The 16,599-nt window shown below is 63.0% G+C and carries 14 protein-coding genes; 9 read left to right on the top strand and 5 right to left on the bottom strand.

Annotation, left to right across the window (positions count from 1 at the left end; translation table 11 throughout):
• Positions 1-110 precede the first annotated feature (110 nt).
• From DEM27_RS20690 to DEM27_RS20675, 4 genes are all read left to right on the top strand, one after another.
• Entirely contained in the window at positions 111-1,475 is a 1,365-nt protein-coding gene (locus DEM27_RS20690; RefSeq protein ID WP_109460148.1) for a glutamine synthetase family protein, read from the top strand.
• A gap of 211 nt (positions 1,476-1,686) precedes the next feature.
• Entirely contained in the window at positions 1,687-3,072 is a 1,386-nt protein-coding gene (locus DEM27_RS20685; protein ID WP_109460147.1) for an aldehyde dehydrogenase family protein, read from the top strand.
• Positions 3,069-4,220, top strand: a complete 1,152-nt coding sequence (locus tag DEM27_RS20680) for an iron-containing alcohol dehydrogenase (protein WP_109460146.1) — start codon at positions 3,069-3,071, stop codon at positions 4,218-4,220. The genes DEM27_RS20685 and DEM27_RS20680 overlap by 4 nt, the downstream gene beginning before the upstream one ends.
• Before the next feature lie 218 nt (positions 4,221-4,438).
• A complete protein-coding gene (locus tag DEM27_RS20675; RefSeq protein WP_109460145.1) occupies positions 4,439-5,143 on the top strand; it encodes a ParA family protein in 705 nt (234 codons plus the stop codon).
• Between the two features lie 84 nt (positions 5,144-5,227).
• On the opposite strand, the gene DEM27_RS20670 is transcribed toward DEM27_RS20675, so the two are convergent.
• Complete coding sequence (locus tag DEM27_RS20670; RefSeq protein WP_420028843.1) at positions 5,228-6,628, bottom strand: L,D-transpeptidase; 1,401 nt, start codon at positions 6,626-6,628, stop codon at positions 5,228-5,230.
• 398 nt (positions 6,629-7,026) lie between these two features.
• Between DEM27_RS20670 and DEM27_RS20665 the strand changes: the two genes are divergently transcribed.
• The 3 genes from DEM27_RS20665 to DEM27_RS20655 all read left to right on the top strand — a co-directional run bounded on the left by DEM27_RS20665 (position 7,027) and on the right by DEM27_RS20655 (position 8,727).
• Entirely contained in the window at positions 7,027-7,860 is an 834-nt protein-coding gene (locus DEM27_RS20665; RefSeq protein ID WP_109460143.1) for a DUF4432 family protein, read from the top strand.
• A gap of 79 nt (positions 7,861-7,939) precedes the next feature.
• Positions 7,940-8,278, top strand: coding sequence for a protein tyrosine phosphatase family protein (locus DEM27_RS20660; protein ID WP_109460142.1), 339 nt, complete (start codon positions 7,940-7,942; stop codon positions 8,276-8,278).
• Between the two features lie 104 nt (positions 8,279-8,382).
• Positions 8,383-8,727: a RidA family protein gene (locus DEM27_RS20655; RefSeq protein WP_109460141.1), complete on the top strand. Its 345-nt coding sequence runs from the start codon at positions 8,383-8,385 to the stop codon at positions 8,725-8,727.
• A gap of 81 nt (positions 8,728-8,808) precedes the next feature.
• On the opposite strand, the gene DEM27_RS20650 is transcribed toward DEM27_RS20655, so the two are convergent.
• The 4 genes from DEM27_RS20650 to DEM27_RS20635 are packed head-to-tail and all read right to left on the bottom strand — an operon-like array spanning position 8,809 to position 13,595.
• A complete protein-coding gene (locus DEM27_RS20650; RefSeq protein WP_109460140.1) occupies positions 8,809-10,461 on the bottom strand; it encodes a thiamine pyrophosphate-binding protein in 1,653 nt (550 codons plus the stop codon).
• 1 nt (position 10,462) lies between these two features.
• On the bottom strand, positions 10,463-11,659 hold the full coding sequence (gene caiB, locus DEM27_RS20645; RefSeq protein WP_109460139.1) for a succinate--glutarate CoA-transferase: 1,197 nt from the start codon (positions 11,657-11,659) through the stop codon (positions 10,463-10,465).
• Positions 11,660-11,675: 16 nt separating this feature from the next.
• Complete coding sequence (locus tag DEM27_RS20640) at positions 11,676-12,638, bottom strand: DMT family transporter (protein ID WP_109460138.1); 963 nt, start codon at positions 12,636-12,638, stop codon at positions 11,676-11,678.
• Positions 12,639-12,641: 3 nt separating this feature from the next.
• The gene (locus tag DEM27_RS20635; protein ID WP_109460137.1) at positions 12,642-13,595 is read right to left on the bottom strand and encodes an alpha/beta fold hydrolase; all 954 of its coding nucleotides are present in this window, start codon (positions 13,593-13,595) and stop codon (positions 12,642-12,644) included.
• Positions 13,596-13,767: 172 nt separating this feature from the next.
• On the opposite strand from DEM27_RS20635, the gene DEM27_RS20630 reads away from it, so the two are divergent.
• Together DEM27_RS20630 and ettA are read left to right on the top strand one after the other, a co-directional pair.
• The gene (locus tag DEM27_RS20630) at positions 13,768-14,565 is read left to right on the top strand and encodes a ribonuclease T2 family protein (protein WP_245445970.1); all 798 of its coding nucleotides are present in this window, start codon (positions 13,768-13,770) and stop codon (positions 14,563-14,565) included.
• Positions 14,566-14,679: 114 nt separating this feature from the next.
• Positions 14,680-16,329 (top strand): energy-dependent translational throttle protein EttA, encoded by a 1,650-nt coding sequence (ettA, locus tag DEM27_RS20625; RefSeq protein WP_109460135.1) that lies wholly within the window; start codon positions 14,680-14,682, stop codon positions 16,327-16,329.
• The last annotated feature ends 270 nt before the right edge of the window (positions 16,330-16,599 follow it).

Below are 16,599 nucleotides of genomic sequence, written 5' to 3'. Positions count from 1 at the left end.
AGCCGCCTTTCCGGCGGCCTCCCGCAATTCATTCTGCGCCGACTGCACGACGCTGCAAGAAAACACAGGATCGAAGGGCTGGAACCCTTCGACCTCGAGAGGGATAGACCATGACCTATACGTTCGACGAACTGAAGAAGGATGTCGCCGAAGGGCGCATCGACACCGTTCTGGCTTGCCAGGTCGACATGCAGGGTCGTCTGATGGGCAAACGCTTCCAGGCGGAGTTTTTCGTCGAGGGCGCCTATAAGGAAACCCACAGCTGCAACTACCTGCTGGCGACCGATATGGAGATGGAGACGGTTTCCGGCTACAAGGCGACGAGCTGGGAAAAGGGTTACGGCGATTATACGATGAAGCCTGACCTATCGACGCTGCGCCGCATTCCCTGGCTGGAAGGCACGGCGCTGGTGCTGTGCGACATGCTTGATCATCACACCCATGAAGAAGTGCCGCATTCGCCGCGCGCCATCCTCAAGAAGCAGGTGAAGCGGCTGGAATCGCTCGGCATGAAGGCCTTCATGGCCACCGAGCTGGAGTTTTTCCTCTTCGACCAGAGCTACGAAGCGGCGCAGGCCTCCGGCTACCGCGACCTCAAGCTCGCCAGCGCCTATAATGAAGACTACCACATCTTCCAGACCACCAAGGAAGAGGATGTCATGCGCGCCATCCGCAAGGGTCTGCAGGGCGCCGACATTCCGGTGGAAAACTCCAAGGGTGAGGCTTCGGCCGGCCAGGAGGAAATCAACGTCCGCTACGCCGACGCGCTGACCATGGCCGACCGGCACGTCATCATCAAGAACGGCTGCAAGGAAATCGCCTTCCTGAAGGGCAAGGCGATCACCTTCCTGGCGAAGTGGCATTACAATGCCGCCGGCAGTTCCTCGCACATCCACCAGTCGTTGTGGAGCGCCGACGGCAAGACGCCGCTGTTCTTCGACGAGAAGGGCCAGCACGGCATGTCGGAAGCCATGCAGCAATACATGGCCGGCCTTCTGTCGCATGCCAGCGAGATCACCTATTTCCTGGCGCCCTACATCAACTCCTACAAGCGCTTCATGGCCGGCACCTTCGCGCCGACCAAGGCTGTCTGGAGCAAGGACAACCGAACCGCCGGTTACCGCCTCTGCGGCGAGGACACCAAGGCGATCCGCGTCGAATGCCGCGTCGGCGGTTCCGACCTCAACCCCTATCTCGCCATGGCGGCGCTGATCGCCGCCGGCATCGACGGCATCCAGAACAAGCTGGAACTGGAACCGGCTTTCGTCGGCGACGCTTATGGCGGCAAGGGTGTGCGCGAGATCCCGCGCACGCTGCGCGACGCCACCAGGGCGATGACGGAATCGAAGATGCTGCGCGACGCCTTCGGCGACGATGTCATCGACCATTATACCCGTGCCGCCGAATGGGAGCAGGAAGAGTACGATCGTCGCATCACCGATTGGGAAGTGGCGCGCGGCTTCGAAAGGGCGTAAGGCATTCGTGGTTTTAGGCTTGGACTGCCCCTCACCCTAACCCTCTCCCCATAGGCGGGGAGAGGGGACTTGCCACACGCAACGTCGAGCTTGGCAAAGCGGTGCGGCATATCCCCTTCGCCCGCTTGCGGCGGGAAGGGTCCGCAGGACGCAGGCGGATGAGGGGCTCTCACGGCCCGCAAGAATTTGAAGACGAGAACAGGAACAGATCATGACAATGATCCAATGCATTTCCCCCGTGAACGGGGAGGTTTACGCCGAACGGGAAGCCGTGTCGCTGGATGTGGCGACCGCTGCGGTGGCCCGGGCGCGCAAGGCGCAGAAGGGCTGGGCAAGGCGGCCGCTCGAAGAACGCGTCCAGCTGGTGCTGAAGGGCGTTGCCCGCCTCAACGAGATGGTCGACGAGGTGGTGCCGGAGATCGCCTGGCAGATGGGCCGGCCGATCAAGTACGGCGGTGAATTCCGCGGTTTCAACGAGCGGTCCAACTACGTCGCCTCGATTGCCGCCGATGCCCTGAAGCCGCTGATCATTGAAGAAAGCGACCGCTTCGAACGCCGCATCGAACGCGAGCCGCACGGCGTCGTCTTCGTCATCGCGCCGTGGAACTATCCCTACATGACGGCGATCAACACGGTGGCGCCGGCGCTGATGGCCGGCAATACCGTCGTCATCAAGCATGCCAGCCAGACGCTGCTCGTCGGCGAACGCATGGTGCGCGCCTTTGTCGAGGCCGGCGTGCCGGACGACGTCTTCGTCAACCTCTTCCTCGACCACCAGACGACCTCGGCGCTGATCGCTGCCGGCAACTTCAACTTCATCAACTTCACCGGTTCGGTGGAGGGTGGCCGATCGATCGAGCGGGCTGCCGCCGGCACCTTCGCCGGCCTCGGCCTCGAGCTCGGCGGCAAGGACCCGGGTTACGTGATGGAGGATGCCGATCTCGACGCCGCCGTCGACACGCTGATGGACGGCGCGACCTTCAATTCCGGACAGTGCTGCTGCGGCATCGAGCGCATCTATGTACACGAATCGCTTTACGATGCCTTCGTGGAAAAGTCGGTCGCCTGGGTTTCGAACTACAAGCTCGGCAATCCGCTCGACGCCGAGACGACGCTGGGGCCGATGGCCAACAAGCGTTTCGCCAAGGTGGTGCGCGAACAGATCGCCGATGCCGTCGCCAAGGGCGCCAAGGCCCTGGTCGATCCGAAACTCTTCCCGGCCGACGACGGTGGTGCCTACCTGGCACCGCAGGTTCTCGTCGATGTCGACCATTCCATGGAGTTCATGCGCGAAGAAACCTTCGGACCTGCCGTCGGCATCATGAAGGTCAAGTCGGATGCCGAAGCGCTCGATCTGATGAACGACAGCAAGTACGGCCTCACCGCCTCGCTGTGGACCAAGGATCCGGAGCGCGCCGCCCGCATCGGCCGCGATATCGAAACCGGCACCGTGTTCATGAACCGCGCCGACTATCTCGACCCGGCGCTGGTCTGGACCGGCTGCAAGGAAACCGGCCGCGGCGGCTCGCTCTCCGTGCTCGGCTTCCAGAACCTGACCCGCCCGAAATCCTATCATCTCAAGAAGGTGACCGCATGAGCCTCAACATTTCCGCCAACTGGAGCTATCCGAACGCTTTCAAGCTCGGACGCGGCCGCATCAAGGAACTCGCCGACGCCTGCAAGAGCCTCGGCATGAAGAAACCGCTGCTGGTCACCGACCGCGGCCTGGCGTCGATGGCGATCACCAAGACGGCGCTCGACGTGCTGGAGGAAGCCGGTCTCGGCCGGGCGATCTTCGCCGACGTCGATCCGAACCCGAACGAGAAAAACCTCGACGCCGGCATCAAGGCGTTCAAGGACGGCGGCCATGACGGCGTCGTCGCCTTCGGCGGCGGTTCCGGCCTCGATCTCGGCAAGTGCGTCGCCTTCATGGCCGGCCAGACGCGGCCAGTCTGGGATTTCGAGGATATCGGCGACTGGTGGACGCGGGCGAACGTCGAGGGCATTGCGCCGATCGTTGCCGTGCCGACGACGGCCGGCACCGGCTCGGAAGTCGGCCGCGCCAGCGTCATCACCAACTCGCAAACCCACGTCAAGAAGATCATCTTCCATCCGAAGTTCCTGCCGGGCGTCGTCATCGCCGATCCGGAGCTGACGGTCGGCATGCCGAAGATGATCACCGCCGGCACCGGCATGGACGCCTTCGCCCATTGCCTGGAAGCCTATTGCTCGCCCTTCTACCACCCGATGTCGGCCGGCATCGCGCTGGAAGGCATGCGGCTGGTGAAGGAATTCCTGCCGCGCGCCTATAAGGAAGGCACGGATCTCGAAGCCCGCGCCAACATGATGTCGGCGGCTGCCATGGGTGCCGTCGCCTTCCAGAAGGGGCTCGGCGCCATCCATGCGCTGTCGCACCCGATCGGCGCGGTCTACAACACCCACCACGGAATGACCAATGCCGTCGTCATGCCGCCGGTGCTGCGCTTCAACCGTCCGGAAATCGAAAGCCGGATCGAACGGGCCGCCGCCTATCTCGGCATCGCGGGCGGTTTCGACGGCTTCTACGATTTCGTCCTGTCGTTGCGTTCGGAACTCGGCGTGCCGGACAACCTGACGGCGATGGGCATCAAGCCGGATCGTATCGACGAGCTGACCGCCATGGCGCTGGAAGATCCGAGCGTCGGCGGCAACCCGGTCAAGATGACGGCGGAAAACACCAGGCAGCTTTTCCTGGACTGCTTCTGAAGATCCTTCGATCCTGCAACAAACCCGGCCCGGAAGCTCTTGAGTTTCCGGGCTTTTTTCTTGCCGTATCAAGGCGACCCAAGAAATTGTGATGATAAAACCGGTCCGGGAATTTCCACTTCATTAACCATATTTGGAAAAGATGTACGAAACGCACCATGCTCTTCCGAGGTGCTGATTCAGAGCGATGCACTGCTCTGCCACATCAAGGATCGAACATGCCAGTCATTACATTTGCCAACACAAAGGGCGGCGCCGGCAAAACCACTGCGGTGCTTATCCTTGCAACCGAGCTTGCCCGCCAGGGATATCGGATCACCATCCTTGATGCCGATCCGCAGCACTGGATTTCGCGTTGGCACGATATTTCCGGCACCATTCCGAACCTTTCGGTGATCTCCTACGTCACCATGGCGTCGATCCAGCAGCACATCACGGAAAACCAGGACCGGACCGATTGTTTCATCATCGATCTGCCCGGCACCCGCAATCCCCTGCTTGCCACCGCGCTCGGCCTTTCCGACCATGTGCTGATCCCGATCCAGGGCTGCGCCATGGATGCGCGCGGCGGCGCGCAGGTTTTGGAACTGCTGAAATACCTCTCCGACAAGGCCGGTATCGAGATCCCGCATTCGGTGGTCTTGACCCGGGTCAATTCGCTCGTCACGACGCGCGCGCTTCTCTCGGTGAAGATGCTGCTCGCCGAGCGCCAGGTGCACGTGCTCGGCACGCCGATCATCGAACGCTCCGCCTTCCGTGACATCTTCGATTGTGGCGGCACGCTGACGGGCATGGACCCGGCGAAGGTCAGCAATCTCGACAAGGCCATGGAAAATGCCCGGCAGTTCGCCGACGAAGTCACGCGCTACGTTCCGCTGCGCCGCGGTCGCCCGACATTCCGCCGCCTCTCCGACGCAGCCTGAAATCCCGCTTTCGTCGTGCGTAAAATGAAAGCCCTCCGGACGTCGTTTCCGGAGGGCTTTTCCATGCCTGCAAAAAGATGACGGTCAGTCGATGAACTCGACGGTGACGCCCGGCTTGACCATCTTGGCCAGTTCGGTCGCATCCCAGTTCGTCAAGCGGATGCAGCCATGGCTCTGCGTCCGGCCGATCTTCGACGGTTCCGGCGTACCGTGGATGCCGTAGGTGGGTTTCGACAGCGCGATCCAGACCGTGCCGACCGGGCCGTTCGGCCCCGGCGGGATTTCGAGGATCTTGTCGTTGCCGCCCTGCTGGAAGTTGATCTTCGGATTGTAGGTGTAGCCGGGATCGAGCGCGATGCGCTCCACCGTCACGGTGCCGGAGGGTGACGGCGTGTCGGACGAGCCGATGCTGGCCGGATAGGCGGCGATCAGTTCGCCGGCCTCGCCATAGGCAAGAACCTGCTTGCGGCCCTTGTCGGCGACGATGCGGGCGACGATGCCGGTGCGGGCTTCACCGGGATTGACCACCTTGACGATGGTGCCGGGAATGCTGAAGTCAACGCCGGGATTGAGTTCCTTCAGATAGGTCTCATCCATGTGGAACCGCTCGGCGAGCATTTCCGTCGTCGAGGTGAAGGAAAGCCGCGGCAGCAGGGCCTTGTGGGCATAATCCTCGGGAATCTCCGCAACATACGGCCCGGCGGCGTCGGCCGGCGTGATCGTGTAGCTGATGATCGGCATGCCGCCGGACAGCCGCAGCCGTTCGAGGATCGCTTCGGTATCGTTCGGGTCGAGCGTCTCGCCGCTGATCTTTTCCCAGGCACGGATCGACTTGGTGACGTTCATGCCCATCTTGCCGTCGATCACGCCCGGCGATGCGCCTTCGCGGTCGAGGAAGACCTGCAGGGCGGTGATTTCGGCGCGCGACTTGTTCTTCAGGACGATCGCCGGCTCGGTATCCTGGATGGCAGGCTGGCTTGCCTGCGGGTCGAGCGAGGTGATGTCCTGGTTGTCGGTGGGGGCGGTGTTTCGCAGTTGGCCTTCGGCGTTGTCGTTTTCGAAACCGGGCAGCGACTGGTCTTCGAGCGGCAGGCGCGTCACGTCGCCGTGACGGGGGACGGTGCCGGTGATCGTGCTGGGATCGCGGGCATCGAAACCGTCGAAGCCGCCATTGTCGTCGTTGTCGCGATAGGGGTCTTCGTAACGCGGCTGTTCGTTGCGGGCGAAGTAAAGATCGGCCGGCATTTCGGTGGCGACCAGATTGCCGTAGTGATCGATCAGCACGCGGCGGCCGCGGCTGTCGATCCGCACGATGACTTCGCTTTCCTCGGGCATAAAGTCGAGGATGGAGCCTTCCGGCGTGACCAGCACGGATTCGCTCTGGTAGCGGCGATATCTCTGCTGGGCTTCCGCGTCCGCAGCCGCAATCGCCATGACCGAAACCATCGTGGCGGCAGATACAGCAATTCTAACAACGTTTCTCACGGTTTTGGCGATCCTCGACGCAGCGCTTTAAAAGTCACAGACACCTCAAATTTGACCCTAGTGTGAAAATCATGAATCTGTGGTGAACGTTCCATTAAATTTGAATCGGGCGTGTTTATGACCGATGCCCACATGGCTTCAACCGCCCGCCCTTCTCATCCAAATGCGAGGCGGTATCCGAAGGTTTCGGGCGCATGTCTCTATCCCGCATCTGGCCATCATGGCTGATTCTCGCAATGCCCGCCCGCTGCCGCGACAAAGCGTGCAACGGCGGTGAAAGCGATCCTTTGCGATTGACGGAACGACACCGCAGCCACTATGCGATTGAGACGGCGTTTTGAGCCCTGTTCGGACGCCAGGTGGGGATGCCGGCTCCAGCGGGCAAGGGGAGGACTATCATGATCGAATTTTCGGCAGCCAAAGGTCCGCGCCTGACGCTCGACTCGGGTTCGGTGCTCGATATCGGCGCGTGCATCGTCGGCGGCGAAAACCTGGCGCCCGGACGGGCCATTCCCGACGACGGCGATCCGCGCATCGACCATTCGCTCGAAGGCTTCCTCTTTACCTGCGGGCCGGATCACCTGCGGCATCCCGAACCAATCGAGGGCGATGCGGCGGGCCGCAAATATCCGCTGCACGGCGCCTTTTCTGCCCATCCCGCGACCATCCTTTCGAACACCGGCGAAAACGGCGACGCGGAATGCCATGCCGTCGTCGACGTGCGCATGACCGAGGGCGGCCCGGCGCGGCTGGAGCGGCGCTGGTTCATCGACGGCAAGACCGGCGAGGTGCAGCTCGACGACCGGATCGTCAACACCGGCGATGCACCGTTTCCGCCGATGTTGATGTACCACATGAACATCGGCGCCCGACTGTTCGATGGCGATGTCCGGCTGTCCGGCGTCATGCTGGAGGGCGGCGGCTTCCCCTGGACCTTCGGCAAGGACCCCGGCGGCGTTTTCTGCGTGCCGGCCGAGGGTCCCGAATGGGCGGAACTGGTGCTCGGCCCGATGGCCTCGCTCGGCGGCCTGTCGCTGCGGGTGGCGTTCCGCACCGATACGCTGCCGTTCCTGCAGATCTGGCGCAACCAGGCGGCGCCGGCGCATGTGCTCGGCATCGAACCCTGCTCGCATCGATTTGTCGGCCGCGCCGAACTCGGCCGGTCGGGAGAACTGACGGAAATCGCACCCGGCGAAAGCCGGAGCTACGGATTGCGTTTTTCCTTTGTTTGAGAAGTTTGGAACGCCGTTGAATTGACGCTGCCTTTGCCACAGCGTAGATCATCCTTGGATTTCAATCGAGGAGAACGCCATGGACATTCGTGAGATCAACGACGAATACTCGGTCACCGGCCAGATCGGGGTAGAGGATCTCGACGAGATCAAGGCACTCGGCTTCAAGTCGATCGTCTGCCATCGCCCGGACTTCGAGGCTCCGGACCAGCCGCGTTTCGAAGACATCGCCGCTCGCGCCGGAGAACTCGGCCTCGACATCAAACACATCCCGGTCGGTCCGGCGGGCGTGACCGCCGATGCCGTCACCGCCATGGTCGATGCGCTCGACGAGTTTCCCCGTCCGATGCTCGGTTATTGCCGTTCGGGCGCGCGCTCGACCGCCGTCTACCAGCAGACCCTGCATATCCGCGCCTGACAGGCGTTCAGGATTACCGGCCTGCGGTCGCGGGCTGGCCTTCTTGGACCTGCGTTCATGACGCAGGCCCTTTCTTTCGATTTCCAAACATGAGGGAGTTTTCTATGAGCATTACCCGTATCGAGCCCGGTCCGCGCATGAGCGGCGCTGTCGTCCACGGCAACACCGTGTACCTGGCAGGCCAGGTCGGTGAAGGTGTGAGCGTCACCGAGCAGTCGAAGTCGGCGCTGGCCGAAGTCGATCGTCTGCTGGCCGCCGCCGGCACCAACAAGTCGAAGATCCTGCAGACGATCATCTATCTCTCCGACATCTCCACCTTCGGCGAAATGAACGCCGTCTGGGAAGCTTGGGTCGACCCGAAGAACACGCCGGCCCGCGCCACCAGCCAGGCCGCCCTGGCGACCCCGGACTACAAGGTCGAGTTCGTCGTCATCGCCGCTCTCGACTGATTTGTCTGACACTATGGAAAAAGGCCGGTCGTCGAACCGGCCTTTTTTTGTGCCTTGCCTGCCTCCTCAGGGCCTGCCTCCTCAGGCCCGGTCGCGGATCTGGCTCAGCGTGCGGGTCGGCGTGATTGCTTCCGGATCGAGCCTGATCTCGATGATCGACGGCTTGCCGCTCTGGCGCGCCCGCTCGAAGGCGCCTGCGAAATCCTCCGTCCTTTCCACCGTTTCCCCGTGGCCGCCATAGGCGCGGGCGAAGGCGGCGAAGTCGGGGTTGGTGAGGCCGGTGGCGCTGACGCGGCCCGGATATTCCCGCTCCTGATGCATGCGGATCGTGCCGTAGATGCCGTTGTTGACCAGCACGGTGATCAGCGGCAGGCCATAGCGTACGGCCGTGGCGAATTCCTGCCCATGCATCATGAAGCAGCCGTCGCCGGCAAAGCAGATGACCTCGCGTTGCGGAAAAAGCTGCTTGGCGGCGACGGCGGCCGGAAGCCCGTAACCCATCGAGCCGGAAGCCGGCGCCGACTGGGTGTTGAAGCGGCGGAAACGATGGAAACGGTGCACCCAGGTGGCATAGTTGCCGGCGCCGTTGGTGAAGATCGTATCCTCGGCGACGTTGGCTTCCAGCCAGTCCATGATCGGCCCCATCTGCACCGCGCCCGGCCCCGAGGCCGGCGGCGTCGACCAGGCGAGGTAGGCGGCGTGCATGTCTTCCGTCCGCTTCGCCCAGGCGGGCGTCGAAGGCGGCGTCAATCCCTTCAGCGCGGCGACGAAATGTTCGGGCGCAGCAGCGATGGCAAGCTCCGGCCGGTAGACGCGGCCGAGCTCGTCGGGATCGGGATAGACATGCACCAGCTTCTGCTGCGGGTAGGGGATATCCATCAGCGTGTAGCCGGAGGACGGCATTTCCGAGAAACGTCCGCCGATGAGCACGATCAGGTCGGCCTCCTTGACCTCTTTGCCGAGGGCCGGATTGATGCCGATGCCGACATCGCCGGCATAACTCGGGTGAAGATGGTCGAACAGCATCTGCCGGCGGAACGAGCAGCCGACCGGCAGGTTGTGCGCTGATGCAAACTCTTGAAAGTCTGCGACGGCCTCCTCGGTCCAGCGGGTGCCGCCGAGGATGACCATCGGCCGTTCCGCCGCCAGCAGCATGTCGTGGAAGGCCTTGACCTGCGATGGGCCAGGATGGCCTTCGACCGGCTGGTAGGGCCTGGCGGCCGGCACCTCGACGCTGTCGCGCAGCATGTCTTCCGGCAGGGTCAGCACCACCGGGCCGGGGCGGCCGGAGGTGGCGACGGCAAAGGCGCGGGTGACGAATTCGGGAATGCGGGCGGCATCGTCGATCTCGCCGACCCATTTTGCGAATTCGGTGAAGGCACGGCGATATTCGACCTCCTGGAAGGCCTCGCGCTCGCGGGCATCGCGCTGCACCTGGCCGATGAACAGGATCATCGGCACCGAATCCTGCATGGCGACATGCAGGCCGGCAGACGCATTGGTGGAGCCCGGCCCGCGGGTGACCATGCAGATGCCCGGTTCGCCGGTCAGCCGGCCCCAGGTGTCGGCCATCATCGCCGCGCCGCCTTCCTGGCGGCAGACGAGGACGTCGATATCGCTGTCGTGCAGCGCGTCCAGCACGGCGAGGTAACTCTCGCCCGGCACGCAGGAAATCCGCTTCACGCCGTTGGCTTTCAGTGCCTCGACGATCAGCTCTCCGCCGGTTCTCTTCATCTCAGGCCTTCCTTTCCCATTGCTGCAATTCTTCGAGGATTTCTTGCGTATGCTCGCCGACCCGCGGGCTCGGCCGCTCGTAGACCAGCGGCGTTTCCGACAGGACGATAGGGCTGCGCACGCTCGGGATGCGGTTGCCGTCGCGGTCTTCCAGGTCGATGCGCAGGCCGCGGGCCTTGACCTGCGGGTCCTCGAACATCTCGCCGATGGTGTTGATCGCGCCGGCCGGCACGGCGTTGCCCTCGCAGGCATCGAGCAGGTCGCGTTTCTTCCACTTTACGGTCTCGGCGCAGATGATCGGCCGCAATTCGGCACGATGGGCAACACGCGCCTTGTTGGAGGCGAACCGTTCGTCGTCCGCCAGGCTTTCGATGCCGAAGATGCCGCAGAGCCGGCGGAACTGGCCGTCATTGCCGACTGCCAGGATGAGATGGCCGTCTGCCGCCGGCACCACTTCGTAAGGGGCGATATTCGGGTGGGCGTTGCCCATCCGGTTCGGCGCCCGGCCGGAGATCAGGTAGTTCATGTTCTGGTTGGCCAGCACGCCGGCCTGCACGTCGAGCAGTGCCATGTCGACATGCTGGCCCTGGCCAAACTTCAGGGCGTGGATGAGGGCTGCTTCGATGGCGGCGACCGCATAGATGCCGGTAAAGATATCGGCGATGGCGACGCCCGCCTTCATCGGCTGGCCGTCGGCCTCGCCGGTGATCGACATGAAGCCGGACATGCCCTGGACGATGTAGTCGTAGCCGGCAAAGGTGGCATAGGGGCCTGTCTGCCCGAAACCGGTGATCGAGCAATAGACCAGCTTGGGATTGACCGCTTTCAGGCTTTCGTAGTCGAGTCCGTATTTCTTCAGGCCGCCGACCTTGAAGTTCTCGATGACGACATCGGCGCTCCTGACCAGGCGGCGGACGATCTCCTGGCCTTCCGGCTTGCTGAAATCGACGGCGATCGAGCGTTTGCCGCGGTTGGTCGAGTGGTAGTAGGCGGCAGACAGGTTTTCGCCGTCCGCGCCCTCGACGAAGGGCGGGCCCCAGGCGCGGGTATCGTCGCCGCCTTCGGGGTTTTCCACCTTGATGACATCGGCGCCCATGTCCGCCAGCATCTGCCCCGCCCAGGGGCCGGCGAGAACCCGGGCGAGTTCGATCACCCGAAAGCCGGCGAGCGGCGGCTGCTTGGATCTGTCTGTTGTCATGGAATGTCCTCGAAGTTCAGGGCGAAAGAGCGGATTCTGAGGTATCGGACACCGGCCGCGAGACGAAACGCCGCTCGCGCCAGATGATATACAGGCCTGAGCCCATGATGATCGAGATGCCCAGCCATTTGATCGCATCGGGAAAATCGCCGAAGACCAGCCAGGCGAAGAGGGTTGCGGAAACGATCTCGAAATATTGCAGCGGTGCCAGCGTCGAGGCGGGTGCTGCGCGGTAGGCATAGACCGACAGGATGCCGGAGATGGTTGCCGCTATCCCGACGCCGAGCAGATGGCCGGAAGCTGCAAGATCCGGCATGGACGGATCGAAGAGCGGCGACCCGCTGCCTTCGCCGAAAAACAGGATGACGCCGCAGATGAGGCCGCCCCAGATGCCGGTCTGGAGCTGCATCGCCCAGGGATCTTCGCGATGGGCGAGCACGCGCGTCATCAGCGCGAAGATGGCGATGCAGAAGGCGGTGACGACGGGAAGAAGGGCGACGAAACCCACCTCGTTGAAACTCGGCTGGATAATCAAGAGCGCGCCGAGGAAGCCGACGCCGCAAGCCGTATACCGCCGCCAGCCGATGATTTCCTTCAGGAAAATGCTGCTGAGGATCGTCAGGATCATCGGCTCGACGAAAAAGATCGCAATGGCATCGGCCACCTCCATCACCCGCAGGGTGGTGACGAAACAGATCATCGACAATGCGATCAGGCCGCCGCGGATGATGTGGAAACGCGTCTGGCGCCAGGAGATTTGCGCCAGCGCGCCGCGCCAGAGCACGAAGGGCAGCATGAACAGCGATTGCAGCAGGAAACGGAACAGGGCGACTTCCGTCGAAACGAGCGTCGAGGCTGCCAGCTTTGAAAAGATGTCGATCAGCGGCCCGATCAGGACGGCGAGGAACATCAGGACCAGCCCGGTCATCACTTCGCTGCCGGGAACGGTTGCTCCTTTCGGGGTGGAACTGCTCGCCATCGATCACAACCGTCCCGTTTTTGCGGCAAATCCACCGGAAACCGACCCGCACCACGCGGCAAACTCCGCCATGGCGACGGTGCGGTCGATTTCGTTCAGCGTTTCGTGGCGCATCTCCTCATAGATGCGGGTGCTGATATTGGAGAATCCCGCCTTTTTCAAATCATTTGCGAGGTCGAGGACGGCGCGCCCCCTCGTCGTCGCCGGATCCTGCCCGCCGCCGACGAGATGGATCGGCAGATCGCGGGCGCTTGATGCCGCCCGGGCGCGTTTCGGGCCGGAAAATGTCAGGGAAAACACGTCGATCCACAGCGACACGCTGCAGGCAAAGCCGCAGAGCGGATCGTCGATATAGTGCGCGACTTCCGCTTCGTCACGGGAAAGCCAGTCGAAAGGCGTCTTGTAGCCGGCTATCGATCGTCCCCAGGCCTCGAATGTCAGGCGTGGCAGAAGCTCGCTCGGCACGTCCGAACCCCTGAACCAGCGCTCCATGAAAAGGATGAGCTGCGCCGCCCGGCCTGCGAGGCCCGGGTGAAAATTCGAGTTCCAGACCGCAAGCGCATCGAAGCGGCTGGCATCCTCGAAGGCGGCGTTCAAAGCGATCAGGCCCCCCATGGAATGGCCGAACAGGATGATCGGCAGGCCCGGATGGCACTCCGCGGCCATGTCGCGGATGGTGAAGACGTCTTCCAGCACCCGCCGCGTGCCGCCGCGCTGCGCAAACCGGCCGAGCGGCGCATCCGCAGCCCGCGTCTCGCCATGGCCGCGGTGGTCGTGGGCGTAGACATGATATCCCTCGGCTGCCATGTATTCGGCAAAGCGCCGGTAGCGCCTGGAATGTTCGGCAAGCCCGTGGCTGATCAGCAGGATGCCGCGGGGCTGCATCGCCGCCTCCTGATGGTGCCAGGCGAGATCGGCACCGTCGGGGCTCTGCCGCCGCCGCCTTTCGTCAAACATTCGCCCTGCCTCCCCATGCCATGTCCCGAACAAAGGGGATTTGCGCAACAGAAGCAAGTGTCTCTTCGGCGACGTGCGAAAATCTCGCGTCCATATCGATTCTGGGTTGCATTTGTCATGTGGTAATGCATATTTGATCCTGTTTTGTTCTTCATTGGCGACGAGGTGACGCATGAGCGGGATTTCTTTCCGGTCAATGGTTCTGGCTTGGCTTTTGATTGCGTTCGGACTGTTTTTCCCTGCCGGCGCGACGGCACAGGATGATTCGCAGGACGCGGCGGCAAAAACCCAGGAACAGGCGGCGACCGGCCGCAAGGGGCGGACGCAACTCATCCTTGCGGCAAGCTGGCAGCCGGGTTTCTGCGAGCGGCGGCGCAAGAAGCCGGAATGCGCCAGCCAGACGGCGGACCGTTTCGACGCCAGCCGCTTCTCGCTGCACGGTCTCTGGAGGATCCGGAAAACCTATTGCGACGTCAGCGCCGAGTTGCAGCTTGCCGACAAGAAGGGCGACTGGAAGGACCTGCCGGCTCTAAGCCTGTCTCCGGATACCGCCGCATCGCTGGCCCAGAAGATGCCGGGCATGCAGTCGGGTCTGGATCGCCACGAATGGGTCAAGCACGGCAGTTGTTCCGGCGTGGACGCCGAGACCTATTTCAGGACGTCGTTGCTCCTGCTGGAGCAGTTGAACGCTTCGGCCGTCGGCACGCTGTTCGCCGACAACATCGGCAAGCCGCTTACGGAGGCCGCGATCAAGCAGGCTTTCGAGCAGAGTTTCGGAGACGGCGCGGGCGACCGCGTCAAGATGCGCTGCAACAAGGATGGCGACCGGCGGATCATCACCGAACTGACGATCGGCCTCAACGGCACGGTTTCGACGGAGAACGTCTCGCTTGCGGCGATGATCGCCGGCGCCGGCAAGACAAAATTCGATTGCCCGGAAGGTATCGTCGACGCCGCCGGTTTCCAGTGAGGCGGGCGGTGCGGCAGATCGTGGCGGAAAGCTGGGTTTCGTCATTGCCCGCGCGGAGCATTTCGCCTACATAGCGGCACAATCCCAGTTTTTCCGCGCGGAGCGATCATCCCAATGGCACGTCAGTTCATCTATCATATGTCGGGGCTCAACAAGTCCTACGGTCCGAAGAAGATTCTCGAAAACATCCACCTGTCGTTCTATCCGGATGCGAAGATCGGTATTCTCGGCCCGAACGGCGCCGGTAAATCGACGGTGCTGCGCATCATGGCCGGTCTTGACAAGGAGTTCACCGGCGAGGCCTGGCTGGCGGAGGGCGCCACTCTCGGTTACCTGGCGCAGGAGCCGCAGCTCGATTCCGCCAAGACGGTTCTGGAAAACGTCATGGAAGGCGTGGCGTCGAAGACGGCGATCCTCGACCGCTATAACGAGCTGATGATGAACTATTCCGACGAGACGGCGGAAGAGGGCGCCAAGCTGCAGGACGTCATCGACAGCCAGAACCTCTGGGATCTGGAAAGCCAGGTGGAGATGGCCATGGACGCCTTGCGCTGCCCGCCGGGCGACGCTGGCGTCGACAGCCTCTCCGGTGGTGAAAAGCGCCGCGTGGCGCTTTGCAAGCTGTTGCTGTCGAAGCCGGACCTGCTGCTGCTCGACGAACCGACCAACCACCTCGACGCCGAAACCATCGCCTGGCTGGAAAAGCACCTGCGCGAATATCCCGGCGCCGTGATGATGATCACCCACGACCGTTACTTCCTCGACAACGTCACCGGCTGGATCCTCGAACTCGATCGCGGCCGCGGCATTCCCTACGAAGGCAACTATTCCGCCTACCTGCAGGCAAAGGCCAAGCGCATGGCGCAGGAAGGCCGCGAGGAGGCCACCCGCCAGAAGGCGCTGTCGCGCGAGCAGGAATGGATCGCCGCCAGCCCGAAGGCCCGCCAGGCGAAATCCAAGGCGCGTATCCGCGCCTATGACGAACTGGTGCAATCGGCGGCGGACCGCCGCCCCGGCGACGCGCAGATCGTCATCCCGGTCGGCGAGCGTCTCGGCCAAGTGGTCATCGAGGCTGAAAACCTCACCAAGTCCTACGGCGACCGCGTGCTGATCGACAACCTGTCGTTCAAGCTGCCGCCCGGCGGCATCGTCGGCGTCATCGGCCCCAACGGCGCCGGCAAGACGACGCTGTTCCGCATGATCACCGGCCAGGAGAAGCCCGATAGCGGCGAAATCCGCGTCGGCGATACCGTCGATCTCGCTTATGTCGACCAGAGCCGCGATACGCTCGATGGCAACAAGACGGTCTGGGAAGAGATTTCCGGCGGCAACGACATCATCAAGCTCGGCAAGCACGAGATGAATTCGCGCGCCTATTGCGGCGCCTTCAACTTCAAGGGCGGCGACCAGCAGCAGAAGGTCGGCACGCTGTCGGGCGGCCAGCGCAACCGCGTGCATCTCGCCAAGCTGTTGAAGGCCGGCGGCAACGTCGTGCTGCTCGACGAACCGACCAACGACCTCGACACGGAAACGCTGGCGGCGCTGGAAGACGCGCTGGAAAACTTTGCCGGCTGCGCCGTCATCATCAGCCACGACCGCATGTTCCTCGACCGCCTGGCAACCCATATCCTCGCCTTCGAAGGCGACAGCCAGGTCGAGTGGTTCGAAGGCAACTTCGAGGACTACGAGAAGGACAAGATCCGCCGCCTCGGCGCGGATTCAGTCAATCCGAAGCGGGTCACCTACAAGCGCCTGACGCGCTGATCGGCCCTTTCGCTTTCGGCAGCCTCCCGCCGAAAGTGGTTTCGGCCTCCGGGCGGCTGCAGGGCCGGCCTGGCCGGCAACGCCCGTTTCGTTCCCGGCCCTGTGCCGATTTCCGCCTGCAATCCAAGGCCTCCGGTCATCCGGGGGCCTTTTTCTTGCCCGATCGTCGTTTCCGCAGCATCATGGCGCGGCCGACAGAAATGTGCGGCGGATCATTTCCCGCTTGCGTCAAAACATCTAATGACATAAAGATATCTTTATATCTTGATT

It is taken from the genome of Rhizobium album, assembly GCF_003122325.1.
GTDB lineage: Bacteria > Pseudomonadota > Alphaproteobacteria > Rhizobiales > Rhizobiaceae > Metarhizobium > Metarhizobium album.
The sequence above is the reverse complement of the archived record's forward strand: the minus strand, read 5'-3'. Positions and strand labels throughout refer to the sequence as shown.

Bases quoted from the DNA above. Each gene is read 5' to 3' on its own strand.
- DEM27_RS20690 (WP_109460148.1), top strand. From the start codon at position 111: ATGACCTATACGTTCGACGAACTGAAGAAGGATGTCGCCGAAGGGCGC.
- DEM27_RS20685 (WP_109460147.1), top strand. From the start codon at position 1,687: ATGACAATGATCCAATGCATTTCCCCCGTGAACGGGGAGGTTTACGCC.
- DEM27_RS20680 (WP_109460146.1), top strand. From the start codon at position 3,069: ATGAGCCTCAACATTTCCGCCAACTGGAGCTATCCGAACGCTTTCAAG.
- DEM27_RS20675 (WP_109460145.1), top strand. From the start codon at position 4,439: ATGCCAGTCATTACATTTGCCAACACAAAGGGCGGCGCCGGCAAAACC.
- DEM27_RS20665 (WP_109460143.1), top strand. From the start codon at position 7,027: ATGATCGAATTTTCGGCAGCCAAAGGTCCGCGCCTGACGCTCGACTCG.
- DEM27_RS20660 (WP_109460142.1), top strand. From the start codon at position 7,940: ATGGACATTCGTGAGATCAACGACGAATACTCGGTCACCGGCCAGATC.
- DEM27_RS20655 (WP_109460141.1), top strand. From the start codon at position 8,383: ATGAGCATTACCCGTATCGAGCCCGGTCCGCGCATGAGCGGCGCTGTC.
- DEM27_RS20650 (WP_109460140.1), bottom strand. From the start codon at position 10,461: ATGAAGAGAACCGGCGGAGAGCTGATCGTCGAGGCACTGAAAGCCAAC.
- caiB (WP_109460139.1), bottom strand. From the start codon at position 11,659: ATGACAACAGACAGATCCAAGCAGCCGCCGCTCGCCGGCTTTCGGGTG.
- DEM27_RS20640 (WP_109460138.1), bottom strand. From the start codon at position 12,638: ATGGCGAGCAGTTCCACCCCGAAAGGAGCAACCGTTCCCGGCAGCGAA.
- DEM27_RS20635 (WP_109460137.1), bottom strand. From the start codon at position 13,595: ATGTTTGACGAAAGGCGGCGGCGGCAGAGCCCCGACGGTGCCGATCTC.
- DEM27_RS20630 (WP_245445970.1), top strand. From the start codon at position 13,768: ATGAGCGGGATTTCTTTCCGGTCAATGGTTCTGGCTTGGCTTTTGATT.
- ettA (WP_109460135.1), top strand. From the start codon at position 14,680: ATGGCACGTCAGTTCATCTATCATATGTCGGGGCTCAACAAGTCCTAC.